Genomic DNA, 13,174 nt, shown 5'->3' with positions numbered 1-13,174 from the left:
GAGGCGCTGCCGTGATTGCTGGTATCGACCATTTCGTGCTGACGGTTCGCTCCGTTGAAGACACCTGCGCCTTCTATCAGCGCGTGCTTGGCTTCAAGCGCCTCGACGAGCCGGACCGGCCGACGGCGCTGCTGTTTGGAACGCAAAAGATCAATGTGCATGAGGTCGGGCACACCTTCGAGCCGAAGGCCAAGGCGCCGACGCCGGGCTCCGGGGATTTCTGCTTGATTGCCGCCCGGCCGCTCGCCGAGATATGTGCCAACCTCGCCGCCAATGGCGTGGTGATAGAGGTCGGCCCGGTCGAGCGTGCCGGCGCTCGTGGCGCGATGATGTCGGTCTATTTCCGCGATCCGGACGGCAACCTCGTCGAGGTCAGCGAATATCGATCCTAAGTGGCGCTCCTTAAATTCGCCGCGATCATGCCCTGTTCAGAACGGCGATACCCAAGGCTGGCGCGACCGGCCACCGAGCGGATGCCCTCGGCCTCGTTGTTCTTCGGCCAGCGCATCGCTATATCAAAGTCGTAGTTGCTTTTCGGCGACCGTAGAGCGCAGCATGGGGCTGTCGCGCCCGGCTGGAGAAGCCGGCGTGAAGTTATTGACGGAACTAGGAACAGGAACAGAGTGCTTTTTCGACGGCGCAAGCCTGATGGTTTCTTAGAGCGGGTGCGTACTTATTTGTGGCCGCGCCGCTCGTTCTCGCGCTCGCTGCGGTATTTTTCCAAGCGCATCCTGCGGCTTAGAGCCACGCCGCATGCCGTGGCCGCCGGTGTTGCGGCGGGCGTATTCGCGTCGTTTTTCCCGCTTGGCTTCCACTTCATCATTGCCGCCATCCTGTGCTGGCTGATCGCCGGCAATCTGGTTGCCGCAGCACTCGGCACGGTCTTCGGCAACCCCCTTACCTTTCCGCTGCTATGGGCCGCCTCCTGGGAGGTCGGCAAGCTGATCCTGCATGAACACCTGCCGGCACACGGACCGCCTGCCCATCTCGGCGACATGCTGCACAATCTTTCCTTCGCGCAATTGTGGGGACCGGTACTGAAGCCGATGACGGTTGGCGCAATACCGCTCGGCCTGGTTTTCGGGCTGCTGTTTTACGGCATCACCCGCTGGGGCATGGTCACTTTCCAGGAGCAGCGCCGCAAGCGTCTGGCCGAAAGAGCGGCAAAGGCTGAAAAAACCGGGCCGGAAGTTCCCGCCGAATGATTATCGGTATCGGCAGCGATCTCATCGACATCAGACGCATCGAGAAGTCGTTGGAACGTCACGGTCAGCGCTTCATCCAACGCATCTACACCGAGATCGAACAGGCGCGCTCCGAAAACCGCGCGGCGCGTGCGGCCTCCTACGCCAAGCGTTTCGCCGCCAAGGAGGCCTGCGCCAAGGCGTTGGGCACCGGTCTTGCGCAGGGTGTGTTCTGGCGTGACATGGGGGTCGTCAACCTGGCCAGCGGCAAGCCGACCATGGCGCTCACCAACGGGGCGGCAGCGCGGCTGGACGAAATCCTGCCTGAAAGGCACCGAGCCGTGATCCACCTCACCATAACCGATGATTTTCCGCTCGCTCAAGCCTTTGTGATCATTGAAGCGTTGCCGGTCGAAGAAGCGCCACATTGATTGCATCTGACCACCGGCATGACGTTGCCCAGCGCGCGCCGAGACTCTATACCATCCAACGCACAATCGAGGACGACATGAGCGTGGCTGAAAAAACCCAGAAGAAATCCGGTGGACTTGGCGAAACCGTCAGCGTCATCGTCCAGGCCCTGCTGCTTGCGCTGGTCATCCGCACGCTCCTGTTCCAGCCGTTCTCGATCCCGTCCGGGTCGATGCGGCCGACTTTGCTCGAAGGCGACTATCTCTTCGTCACCAAGTGGTCCTACGGCTTTTCCCGCTATTCGCTGCCGTTCGGGCCGAACATCTTTTCGGGCCGCATCTGGGGCTCCGAGCCGAAGCGCGGCGACGTGGTGGTGTTCAAGTTTCCGCCGGATCCTTCTGTCGATTATATCAAGCGCGTCGTCGGCCTGCCGGGCGACAAGATCCAGGTCAAGGATGGCCAGCTCTTCATCAACGACGTGGGCGTGCCGCGCGTCAAAGTCGGGCAGATCGACAACCGCGACATCACCGAGGAGAACGGGCCGGTCGATGTCTATCGCGAGACGCTGCCGAACGGCGTCAGCTACGACACGCTCGACCTGACGCAGGCTTCGATCGGCGACAATACCAAAGAGTTCAAGGTGCCGCCCGGTCACTATTTCATGATGGGCGACAATCGCGACAACTCGTCGGACAGCCGCTTCACCGTCGGCTTCGTGCCGGACGAGAATTTGGTCGGCCGCGCCAACCTCATTTTCTTCTCGATCGGCGGCAGCGCCAGCCCGCTCGAAATCTGGAAATGGCCGTCGCAGATGCGCGCCTCGCGCCTGTTCCATTTCGTCAATTAGGACCATGGCGGCGACGAAACGGCTGACCGCCGATGCGCTCGCCGAGGCGCTCAAGGAGCGCACCGGCCACAGTTTTGGCGACCACCAGCGCCTGCAGCGGGCGCTGACCCATGCCAGCGCTCGCGGCAGTCATGCCGGCGTCGACTACGAACGTTTCGAATTCCTGGGCGACCGCGTTCTCGGCCTTGTCGTTGCCGATATGCTGCTGGCGGCATTTCCCGACGCTGCCGAGGGTGAGCTGTCGCTCAGACTGAACGCCCTGGTCAACGCCGAGGCCCTGGCGGAAATCGCCGATGAGATCGGCCTGCCGGAACTCATTCGCGCCGGTTCGGACGTACGCGGCCTCGATGGGCGCAAGCGCGTCAATCTGCGCGCCGATGCATTGGAATCGCTGATCGCCGTGCTCTATCTCGACGGCGGGTTGGAAGCGGCCCGTGCCTTTATCCACAGATACTGGCAGCCGCGCTCGCAAGCCATTGACGCCGCCCGTCGCGATGCGAAAACCGAACTCCAGGAATGGGCGCATCAGGCGGCAAGCGCAGTGCCGGTTTACATAATCGACAGCCGCGAGGGACCGGACCACGATCCGCTGTTCACCGTCAGTGTGAAGGTCGGCGCCTATCCGCCGGCGACCGGTAGCGGGCGCTCCAAGCGCGAAGCGGAGCAGGCTGCAGCCGCGGCACTTCTGCAGCGGGAAGGCGTCTGGCTCGATCAAGGGAGTGCCGCATGACCGCCACCGAAGCTCCCGCAACAGAAGCGCCCGCTACCCGCTCCGGCTTCGTCGCGCTGATCGGCGCGCCTAATGCGGGGAAATCGACGCTGGTCAACCAACTGGTCGGCGCCAAGGTGTCGATCGTGACGCACAAGGTGCAGACCACGCGCGCCATCGTGCGCGGCATCGCCACCCACAACAACGCGCAGATCGTCTTCGTCGACACGCCGGGCATATTCAAGCCGAAGCGCCGGCTGGACACCGCGATGGTGACCACAGCCTGGGGCGGTGCCAAGGACGCCGATATCGTGCTGCTCTTGATCGATGCCGAGCGCGGCATCCGGGGCGATGCCGATGCCATCCTCGAGCGGCTGAAGGATGTCCGGCAGCCGATGGTGTTGATCCTCAACAAGGTCGATCGGGTCAAGCACGAGACGTTGCTTGCATTGTCGGCGGCAGCCAACGAAAGGGTGCCGTTCAAGCGCACCTTCATGGTTTCGGCGCTGACGGGGTCCGGCTGCAAGGACCTGCTCGACTATCTCGCCGAGACCCTACCGGCCGGACCCTGGTACTACCCTGAAGACCAGATCTCCGACCTTCCGATGCGCCAGCTCGCAGCCGAGATCACCCGCGAAAAGCTCTACCTCAGGCTGCATCAGGAACTGCCTTATTCCTCCCACATCGAGACAGAGAAATGGGAAGAGAGGAAGGACGGGTCGGTGCGCATCGACCAGACAATCTATGTCGAGCGCGACAGCCAGAAGAAGATCGTGCTCGGCCATAAGGGCGAGACGATCCGCGCCATCGGCCAGGCCGCGCGTATGGAGATCGCAGGCATCCTCGAGCAGAAGGTGCACCTCTTCCTGTTCGTCAAGGTGCGCGAGAACTGGGGCGACGATCCCGAGCGCTACCGCGAGATGGGGCTGGAGTTTCCGCATTAGAGATCGGCTAAGGTCAAGACGCGCGGCTCTGATACAAGCGGCGGTCAGACCGGTCCTTACGTCGCCGCTTGGACGGTTCTCGTTCGTCGTCCCTCCGTCATACATGCTCCGTATAGGCTGTGCGAAAGACCCGCTTCCGAGCAACACGGAAGTGACGGGCAAGCAGCCAGATCTAGGACATGATGAGGACTTGGAATCGCATCGACCCCATCCGTCAGACCGAGTTGCAAATGCCGTCGCTGTTGAGATCGAGCGGGTGCTGGCGCGGCGAGATCAAATCATCGATGACGATGCGATTGGTTCGGCGGGCAGGATCGCCGGAGCCATCGCCGCTGCAATCGCCCTACTTCAACCGAGCGAACTTCGGGCCATCGACACCATGCAGGAAAGGCTGCCTGACAGGGTATTGCAGTTCGTGAGGATACTGGCAGCGGAAGCCGGCGGCCAAGCCACCGAGGCGTCTGCCTCATCGGGGTTTGAAGGCCGGAGCATACACGTCTCAAGCCGGCCTGCCGGACGAGACGACGTCGATTCGATGCGGGTCGAAGACTGGGCAGGTCGCGTCGCCGGACCGACATTCCTGGAAGACAATTTCGGTATATCCCGGTCGACCCTGCATCGTTGGCAGCGGAGCAGTAGGGTCGTCGCCTTGCGCACCGGCGGCCGCAAACATGTGTTTCCGCTGGCGCAGTTCGTCGACGGCAGGCCGGCATCCGGCATCCGGGAAGTGTTGTCTGCAATGCCGAATCCGCGGCGCGCATGGCACTGGCTGATCCGCCCCGCTGCCGTGCTCGGCGGCCGTATTCCAATTGAGTTGCTTAAACAGGATTTGGTGGCGGATGTTGCCGTTGCTGCTCAGCACGAAGCACGTATGAAGCTGGCTTAATTTCCTTCTACCCTTCGAATTTTCTAGATGGGTAGATAAACGTTGGGCTGCAATTGGACGGCTAACGTACAAGTACTCTTCTAACTTACGTGACAATGTGCCATTTGTGTCATTTCAGCTTGGTGGATTAAACGAACGTGATATTTGCGCAACACGAATTTATTCTGTTGCAAAAACCATAATTATTTTCGGAATAGTCATTGAGGATCAAGCGCGGTTGGGTATGTTCGCCGCCGAAAAGGGGGAGCGGTGCGAGCCTTTTTCGATGTGGGGTGAGGCGGGGAATGCTGCTGTTCAGCCACAAAATTCGAAACCATTTTTAACTTTGACTGGAGAGGTCAGAAAATGAACATCAAGAGCCTGCTTCTCGGCTCCGCTGCGGCGCTGATCGCAGTATCCGGCGCGCGCGCCGCTGACGCCGTCGTCGTTGCCGAGCCGGAACCCGCCGAATACGTCAAGATCTGCGACGTTTACGGCGCTGGCTACTTCTACATCCCCGGCACCGAAACCTGCCTGCGCATCGGCGGCTATGTCCGTTACGATATCGGCGTGGGTGATGTCGGCTCGTTCGACGGTGCGGTCACCGGCGACCATGATGATGGCAGCGCGAATGACACCTACCGCAAGAACGCCCGCTTCACGCTTAAGACCTGGACCGGCCAGGAAACCGAGCTCGGCACCTTGAAGACCTACACCGAGACCCGCTTCAACTTCGGTAATGAAAACGACTACATCTTCGCCAACGAAGCCCATAACAGGAGCCTGTCGCTAAAATTCGCCTGGATCCAACTCGGTGGTCTGCGCGTCGGTAAGGACGAATCGGCCTTCGACACGTTCATCGGCTATGCCGGTAGCGTCATCCAGGATACGCTGGTTCCGTATGGTGCCTTCGACACGAATGTCGTCCAGTACTATTTCGACGCCGGCACTGGCTTCTCGGCCGTGGTCTCGCTCGAAGAAGGCTCTGGCGTCGTTGGTACGATCGACAGCTACGTTCCGCATGTCGTCGGGGGCGTGAAATACACGCAGGGTTGGGGCGCCATCACCGGCGTCGTCGCTTATGACAGCAACTATGAAGAAGTGGCCGGCAAGGTTCGCCTGGACGTCAAGCCCATGGACAACCTGTCTCTGTTCATCATGGGCGGCTACGGCACCGACGACAACCTCACGGATGACGCAGGCAACGCGATCGACGCCCACGGTCGTGGCTTCTACAAGCAGTGGAGCGGCAACTGGGCGGTCTGGGGGGGTGGCACCTACACTATCAACGAGAAGATCTCGTTCAACACCCAGCTCTCCTATGACGAAGGCAAGAACTTCGGCCTTGCAGCGAACATCGCCTATGAAATCGTCAAGGGTCTCAAGATCACAGCCGAAGTCGACTACTTGCATCTTGGTGAAGATTCCGTCACGAATTTCACCAAAGCCGACAAGGAAAACAGCGTCGGCGGCATTCTCCGCTTCCAGCGCTCGTTCTAATCGAAGCCAGTATCTCCGAACGGCCCGTAGCGATACGCTACGGGCCGTTTTGGTTTGCGGCGGATAGTCGCTCATCTTGATTTCGCCATCCAACCGGTGACAAGCTCTCGTCATGGAATGGCGCGACGAGGGAATCATTCTGGGCACCCGCAAGCATGGCGAAACCAGCGCCATCCTCGAGGTGATGACGCGCGTGCATGGCCGCCATCTCGGCCTCGTGCGCGGCGGCCGTTCGCGCAAACAGCAGCCGGTCTTGCAGCCCGGCAATCGCGTCGACCTGCTGTGGCGGGCGCGGCTCGACGAGCATCTCGGCACGTTCCAGGTCGAGGCGATCGAGATGAACGCCGCCCGGCTGATGGACAGCGCCGTTGCCGTCTACGGCCTGCAGACGATGGCCGCACATTTGCGTCTTCTGCCCGAGCGTGACGCCCATGGCGGCCTTTTCGAGACGCTTGCGGTGATGATCGCTCATCTCGACGATGCCGATGCCGCAGGCGAGCTGGTGGCCCGCTTCGAGCTGCTGGTCCTCGACGAACTCGGTTTCGGCCTCGATCTCAGCCAGTGTGCGGCGACCGGCACCAGGCAGGATCTTGCCTATGTCTCGCCGAAATCCGGCCGCGCCGTGTCGCGCGCGGCGGGCGCGCCGTGGCGCGACAAGATGCTGGCGCTGCCGGCCTTCCTGCAGCGCGGCTCCGGGCTGCGCGCCGATCCGGCGGCGATCGAGGACGCCTTCCGGCTGACCGGCTTCTTTTTGACCCGCCATGTCTACGAACCGCGCGGCATCGAGCCTCCCGGCGCCCGCGCCGGGTTTCTCGCCGCCTTGCGCAGGCATCACTCACCCGGCCATGAATCCGGCAAGGCGAGCGCCGCAGAAACCGCCGGGGAGACCACCAGATGAGCGACGTTGAACCTTATCCCGGCAACGTTTCGCCGCTCGGCCTTGGCACAAAGGGCGGCACGCTGGCGGTTTCGGAAGCGGCGCTGAAGGATGTCAACGGCAAGCTGCTGGCTTTCGGCACTGAAACATGCTCGATCTGTCCGGCGGCCAATCTGGTGGCACGTTGAATGGACCGGCCGTTTGGCCGCCGCATTTGAATGTCACTGAACATTGAAAGTCAGTGACAACTGGCCTGGTTTGGGGGAACCGCCATGTTTGAAAGCCTGATTGGCCTCGTCGCCATCATCGCGCTGTTCGTCATCATTTCACGCCAGCAGGGCCGTATCGGCCTGATCGAGCGCGAGCTTGGCGCCTTGCGCAGCCTTGTGCTTTCGGGCATGCCTGCGCTGCCGCTGCAAGCCAAAGAACCGGCAGCAAACGACAGCAAACCGGCGGATGCCGCAATACCGCTTGCGGCCGCAGCCGACCTGGCATCGCCAGGGACCGCAGCGGTCGCATCAGCCACAGAGGCCGAGGCCGATACCGCGGCGCCATCCGCGCCGGAGTCGGCGCTACCGGCGGCCGCGGCGAAGCCAGCTCGCCAGTCCGACGTCGAAACGGCTCTCGGTACTCGCTGGGCGGTCTGGGTCGGCGGCATCGCGCTGGCGCTGGGCGGCCTGTTCCTGATCCGCTACACCATCGAGGCCGGCATTTTCGGGCCGCGCGTGCGGCTCGCCATGACGGCGGCACTCGGGCTGGTGCTGGTCGCCGGCGGCGAGTTCATCCGGCGCACCGGCTTCAGGGTGCCGGTGCAAGGTGCCGCCGGTGCCTATATCCCGGCAATCCTGACGGCCGCCGGCGCTTTCATCCTGTTCGGTACCGTCTACGCCGCGTACAGCATTTACGGCTTCATCGGCCCGACGCTCGCTTTCACGCTGCTCGGCGCCATCGGGGTGGCGACGATCGCGGCAAGCCTGGTCCACGGTCAGGCGCTGGCCGGCGTCGGCCTGCTCGGTGCCATGGTGACGCCGCTGCTGGTCGCCTCGCAGGCGCCCAATCCGTGGGCGCTGTTCGGCTATCTGGCGATCGTGCTCGTCGCCACCGGCGTCATCGCCCGTATCCGCGACTGGAGCCTTTTGATGGCCGCTGCCTTCGTCGCCACCGGCATCTGGACCGTCTTCTACATGACCGAAGCGCCGGGGACGAACCTTTCCGTCATCCTTTTTATCGACGGGGTGACACTGGCCGTGCTCGCCTTCGTCTGGCTTGGCCGCCGCGACGAAACGGTCGCCGGCAGCGGCTTCGATTGGCCGTCGATCGCGCCGGGCTTCTTCGTCGGGCTTTCGGCGCTGGCCCTGTTTGTCGATCCGGCCTTCGCCGCCATCCGCGGTGCATTGCCGGGTGCCGCCCTTGTCGCAGCCCTGGTGGGGGTGGCGCTCTATCGGCCGCGGGCGCTGGCACTGCTGCACGCCGCCGGGCTGGCGACGGTACTGGTCTATCTCGGCATCATTCCGCCGACCACGATCGCTTCCGATTTTTCGGGCGGCGCTCTTGGCGTCGACGGCATGCCGGTTGTGGCGTCCGATGCCTTGATGCTCAGGGTCGGCATCGTTCTCGGCCTGGTCTTCATCGGCCTCGGCTTTTGGGCAGCGCGCCGTTTTGCGGCCCATGGCTGGCTGCGCGCCGCCACATGGGCGGCCTGGAGCGCTGTCGCGCCACTGGTCATCCTGCTGGCGCTCTGGTCTACCTTCGGCAATCTCGACCGTGACCTTGCTTATGCGGCGGTCGCAGCCGTTTTGGTCGGCGTCTTCGTCGCCGGCGGCGAATGGATAGCACGCGGCGAAGCGCCGCCGCTGACCGGCGGCGCTGCCGTCTCCTTCGCGCTCGGCGGCGCGGCGATTGCCGGCCTGCTGATGCTGCACATGGCCTTTGGTTCCGGCTGGACAACCATCCTGCTCGGAGCAGCCGCCGCCGTGCCGGCGCTGGCGACGCGCTGGCGTAGCTATCCGGTGCTTGGCTGGATTTCCGTTGGTGCGGTGATTGCAGTGCTTGGCCGCGCTGCCTTCGACCCGACCATCGTCGGTGCCGAGTTCCTGTCGAAGACGCCGGTGTTCAACTGGCTGCTGCTTGGATATGGCGTGCCGGCGCTCGCTTTCGGTTTTGCCGCCTGGCAGCTTGCCCGAACTACCAATGGCCGACCGCGCCTTGCCATGGAGGCCGGCGCCGCGCTGTTTTGCCTGCTCACCGTCGCCATGCTGGTGCGCCATGCCATGCATGGCGGCGTCATCGATACGGCTGCTGCAACGCTTGCCGAACAGGCGATCTACACGCTGATCGCCATCGGTGCCGGTGCCATCCTGGTCGCTATCGACATGCGCTCGCCAAGTCAGGTGCTGCGTTACGGCTCGATTGCAGCGGGCGTGGTCTCGGTCGCCTTCATCGTCCTCCAGCATTTTCTGGCGTTGAACCCGTTGCTGACCGATGAATCGACCGGCAGCATTCCGGTGTTCAACCTTCTGTTCCTCGCCTACCTCTTGCCGGCGGTCGCGGCAGGCGCACTGGCACTCTATTCCCGTGACAAGCGGCCGCAATGGTATGCGGCGATGCTGGCGGTGGTGGCGGCGGTGCTCGCTTTTGCCTATGCCACGCTGTCGGTCAGGCGCCTGTTCAAGGGTGAGTTCATCGGACTGTGGAGCGGTCTCGGCCAGCTTGAGACCTATACTTATTCGGCTCTGTGGCTGGTCATCGGCGTGGTGCTGCTCACCGCCGGTGTCTGGCTGAAGTCCCAGGTGCTGCGCATAGCGTCGGCGGCGCTGATCTCGATCGCCGTGCTCAAAGTCTTCGTCTTCGACATGTCGGAACTGGAAGGGGTGTTACGGGCGCTGTCCTTCATCGGCCTCGGCGCGGTGCTCATCGGCATCGGCCTGTTTTATCAGCGGCTGCTGACAAGGGCGGCGAGAGAGGTAAATTAGGTCGTCCACTGCAAGAAGCTCCAGCCTGGAGGACAGCGCGTTGCTCATAAACGACATAGCTACGATCGGCATCATCACGGCAGGCCCTGGGGGACCAATCGAAGGCTTCAAGGAGGGGCTGAGAGAATTGGGATTTGCCGAAGGCCGGAGCATTCGGTTTGAGCAGCGATCGGCCAATGGTGATTTGGGCAGGCTTCCCACCCTGGCGACGGAACTGGTTAGGCTGAACGTCGACCTTATCGCCGTGATCGGGGCGGTAACCGCGCGTGCGGTCCAAAAGGCGACAACGGAGCTCCCCGTCGTTTATTCTGTCGTCGTCGATCCGGTCAGTGATGGCCTCGCCGCAAGCCTGGAGAAGCCCGGCGGCAACATGACAGGAGTAACCAGCTTCGATCCAAACCAGGCGCGGACGCATGTCGAGTTGTTGCGAGCCGTCTTACCAGCGCTCTCCCGCATCGCGATCTTGAGCGATCAGGGGGTGTCCGATTGCCTGTCAGCCTCCAATGCTGGGGCAATACAAGAATTTGGGCTGAACCCGCAGGTTCTCCGCATTATAGGGCCTCAGCCCGATCTTGACGGCGCTTTTGCAGCGATGGATCGCGAACTGGTCGAAGCGCTCATCGTCCTCGAGGAGCCGAACATTGCAGCACTCCGCGCAAGAATCGCGGAGCTTGCCCTTGCGCGTCGCTTGCCAACCATCTTCGCGCGGGAGCAGATCGATGCGGGAGGTCTGTTCTGCTACGGCACCAGCTTGCGAAGCGCAACATATCACATGGCGCTGTGCGCGAAGAAGATTCTTGATGGCAAGAGCCCCCGCGACATACCAATTCAGACTTTGTCCCAGCACGAATTGGTGGTGAACTTGCAGACCGCGAGAAAGCTCGGTCTAACGGTGCCTTCAAATATAGTAAATAGAGCGGTGCGTGTGATTGAATAGTACTGCGGCCGCTGACCCGCAGCAAGGGAGACATAGGATCAAATGGCACTCTATATACGAGGCCCCGAAGTGGATGCTTCAGCGACTATGTTGCAGCGCCAGACGGACGCTCCAAGCAAAACGGAGGCGGTGCGGACCGCGCTTTGCACGAACTCGAACGCAGTCGCACCAATGTGTCGCTTCGCGACCGGATTGCCAGGCTGCAAGCCGAGGCGGTGAGGATGGGCCTGCCCAATCCTGACTTCGATATGAAGAAATTCACAGACGAGACGCGGGAAGACTGACGTTTGTCGACGCGCCGCTATTCGTCACCACGCATTTCTTTCAACTTTCGGATGCAACCCGGGAATAAACCTGCCACCGGCAGCGTTATTCAGTTGCTTGGGTGACCGGGGCGGCGGACCGCTTCGCGCTGGCCGCTTGCGCCGCGCTGCAAAGGCGCGTTCAATCACCACGGACAGGGGCTCCAGAACCAGCGGTCATGGACGAAAAGAAGGCAGCAATCCTGGGTGAAATACCGCGTCTGCGCCGCTATGCACGCTCGCTGTTGCGCGACCGCGATTCCGCCGACGATCTCGTCCAGGATTGTCTCGAGCGGGCGCTTGTGCGGCTCGACAATTGGCAGACAGGAGAAAGCCCCAGGAGGTGGCTGTTTACGATCATGCACCATTTGTTCATCGACCAGATGCGCAAGGTGAACCGGCGCGGCGAGGCGGCGATGCTGCCGCTCGAGACAAGCGAGGCGCAGGCAGCACCCGCCGAGCAGGTCGAGAGCATCGCCTCGCGCGAGATCGTCGACGCGCTGCAGGCGATCAGCCCTGACCGGCGCGCGGCACTTGTGATGGTCGCCATCGAAGGGTTTTCCTATGCCGAAGCCGCCAACATCCTTGGAGTGCCCGCCGGCACTTTGATGTCGCGCATCGCGCGCGGGCGTGACGAACTGCGAGCGCTGCTGGATGATACCGCGCGCCGCCGCTCGATAAGGATCGTTGAGAAATGAGCCGGCGCGATTTCTCCGAACGCGACATCCACATGGCTCTCGATGGCGAGTTGCCGGGCGACGAGCGGACGGCCTATGAGGCATGGCTCGAGGCCAATGCCGAGATGAAGGCCAAGAGCGCACGCTACGCCGCCGACCGGGAAGCGTTGCGCGCAGCCTTTAATGGCGTGCTGGACGAACCCGTGCCGGTGCGGTTGAGCAAGGTGGTGCTTGGCGAGGCGCCGGTGGTCAGAGTATCGCCGTCGCGCTCGCGTTGGTGGCTTGCGGCCGCCGCTGCCGCCATCCTGGCGATTGGCGGTGCTGGCGGCTACCTTGCCGGCATCGGCCGCCTCGGACTGGAAAATACCGCCGAGGACCAGCTTGCCGAAGAGGCGATCGCCGCCCACGTCATCTATGCCGCCGAAACGCGGCATGCGGTGGAAGTGCCGGCAAGCGACAAGGATCATTTGCAGAGCTGGTTGTCGAACCAGGTGGGTCTGAAGCTCGTCGCGCCGGATCTGGCGGCGCAAGGATTCCAACTGGTCGGTGGCCGGCTGCTGCCCGCCGGCCAGGGCAAGGCCGCGATGCTGCTTTACGAGGACGTCAAGGGCGAGCGCATATCGCTCTTCGTCACCGCCGAATCGGCAGCCAAGGCCAAGGGCACCTATGGGGAGGACGATGGTCCTGAGGCCGTCTATTGGCTGGACAAGGGTTATGGCTGCGCCGTCGTCGGCTCGCTGCCGCGCGAGCAACTGGCCGCAGTGGCCAAGAGCGCCTATGGCCAGCTTTTGGCGGGCTTGCAAAGCTGAGCAGGCTCTCGCTCTTCCGAAGCCGCGCCGATGCCTAAACACGGAGGTCGTTCAAAGCCTTTGCGCGACCTGCCTGCAGTCAAAACTGTCACAATTCGGCCCTAATCGAGGTGCGATAGCGCTTGCTTAATGCTGGCACT

At 62.6% G+C, this 13,174-nt stretch carries 15 protein-coding genes and 1 pseudogene; all 16 read left to right on the top strand.

Features of this window, described 5'->3' with window-relative positions:
• Positions 1–11 precede the first annotated feature (11 nt).
• The gene (locus tag NKI63_RS13900) at positions 12–392 is read left to right on the top strand and encodes a VOC family protein (RefSeq protein ID WP_352821833.1); all 381 of its coding nucleotides are present in this window, start codon (positions 12–14) and stop codon (positions 390–392) included.
• Positions 393–623: 231 nt separating this feature from the next.
• Complete coding sequence (locus NKI63_RS13895) at positions 624–1,205, top strand: DUF2062 domain-containing protein (protein ID WP_352821830.1); 582 nt, start codon at positions 624–626, stop codon at positions 1,203–1,205.
• Complete coding sequence (gene acpS, locus NKI63_RS13890; RefSeq protein WP_254820193.1) at positions 1,202–1,615, top strand: holo-ACP synthase; 414 nt, start codon at positions 1,202–1,204, stop codon at positions 1,613–1,615. Before NKI63_RS13895 ends, acpS begins: the two co-directional genes overlap by 4 nt.
• A 77-nt stretch (positions 1,616–1,692) precedes the next feature.
• On the top strand, positions 1,693–2,442 hold the full coding sequence (gene lepB, locus NKI63_RS13885) for a signal peptidase I (protein ID WP_352508500.1): 750 nt from the start codon (positions 1,693–1,695) through the stop codon (positions 2,440–2,442).
• Between the two features lie 4 nt (positions 2,443–2,446).
• A complete protein-coding gene (gene rnc, locus NKI63_RS13880) occupies positions 2,447–3,172 on the top strand; it encodes a ribonuclease III (RefSeq protein ID WP_254820195.1) in 726 nt (241 codons plus the stop codon).
• The gene (gene era / locus NKI63_RS13875; protein WP_352821827.1) at positions 3,169–4,095 is read left to right on the top strand and encodes a GTPase Era; all 927 of its coding nucleotides are present in this window, start codon (positions 3,169–3,171) and stop codon (positions 4,093–4,095) included. Before rnc ends, era begins: the two co-directional genes overlap by 4 nt.
• Before the next feature lie 151 nt (positions 4,096–4,246).
• A complete protein-coding gene (locus NKI63_RS13870; RefSeq protein WP_352508501.1) occupies positions 4,247–4,981 on the top strand; it encodes an antitoxin Xre/MbcA/ParS-like domain-containing protein in 735 nt (244 codons plus the stop codon).
• Positions 4,982–5,326: 345 nt separating this feature from the next.
• Positions 5,327–6,460: a porin gene (locus NKI63_RS13865; RefSeq protein WP_352508503.1), complete on the top strand. Its 1,134-nt coding sequence runs from the start codon at positions 5,327–5,329 to the stop codon at positions 6,458–6,460.
• A gap of 112 nt (positions 6,461–6,572) precedes the next feature.
• The gene (gene recO / locus NKI63_RS13860) at positions 6,573–7,358 is read left to right on the top strand and encodes a DNA repair protein RecO (RefSeq protein WP_352508505.1); all 786 of its coding nucleotides are present in this window, start codon (positions 6,573–6,575) and stop codon (positions 7,356–7,358) included.
• Complete coding sequence (locus NKI63_RS13855) at positions 7,355–7,525, top strand: hypothetical protein (protein WP_352508507.1); 171 nt, start codon at positions 7,355–7,357, stop codon at positions 7,523–7,525. Before recO ends, NKI63_RS13855 begins: the two co-directional genes overlap by 4 nt.
• Before the next feature lie 84 nt (positions 7,526–7,609).
• Entirely contained in the window at positions 7,610–10,309 is a 2,700-nt protein-coding gene (locus NKI63_RS13850) for a DUF2339 domain-containing protein (RefSeq protein WP_352508509.1), read from the top strand.
• A gap of 40 nt (positions 10,310–10,349) precedes the next feature.
• Positions 10,350–11,246, top strand: a complete 897-nt coding sequence (locus NKI63_RS13845) for an ABC transporter substrate-binding protein (RefSeq protein WP_352508510.1) — start codon at positions 10,350–10,352, stop codon at positions 11,244–11,246.
• 42 nt (positions 11,247–11,288) lie between these two features.
• A pseudogene (locus NKI63_RS30715) lies at positions 11,289–11,345 on the top strand (hypothetical protein); the annotation flags it as partial.
• Between the two features lie 44 nt (positions 11,346–11,389).
• Positions 11,390–11,530 carry a hypothetical protein gene (locus NKI63_RS30710; protein ID WP_502896235.1) on the top strand — a complete coding sequence of 47 codons (141 nt, stop codon included), beginning with the start codon at positions 11,390–11,392 and terminating at the stop codon, positions 11,528–11,530.
• Between the two features lie 197 nt (positions 11,531–11,727).
• Positions 11,728–12,246 carry a sigma-70 family RNA polymerase sigma factor gene (locus NKI63_RS13835; protein WP_254820200.1) on the top strand — a complete coding sequence of 173 codons (519 nt, stop codon included), beginning with the start codon at positions 11,728–11,730 and terminating at the stop codon, positions 12,244–12,246.
• Positions 12,243–13,034 (top strand): anti-sigma factor family protein, encoded by a 792-nt coding sequence (locus tag NKI63_RS13830; protein ID WP_352508511.1) that lies wholly within the window; start codon positions 12,243–12,245, stop codon positions 13,032–13,034. The genes NKI63_RS13835 and NKI63_RS13830 overlap by 4 nt, the downstream gene beginning before the upstream one ends.
• Positions 13,035–13,174: the final 140 nt, after the last annotated feature.

It is taken from the genome of Mesorhizobium sp. M0410 (genome assembly GCF_040321435.1).
Classification (GTDB): domain Bacteria; phylum Pseudomonadota; class Alphaproteobacteria; order Rhizobiales; family Rhizobiaceae; genus Mesorhizobium.
The sequence above is the reverse complement of the archived record's forward strand: the minus strand, read 5'-3'. Positions and strand labels throughout refer to the sequence as shown.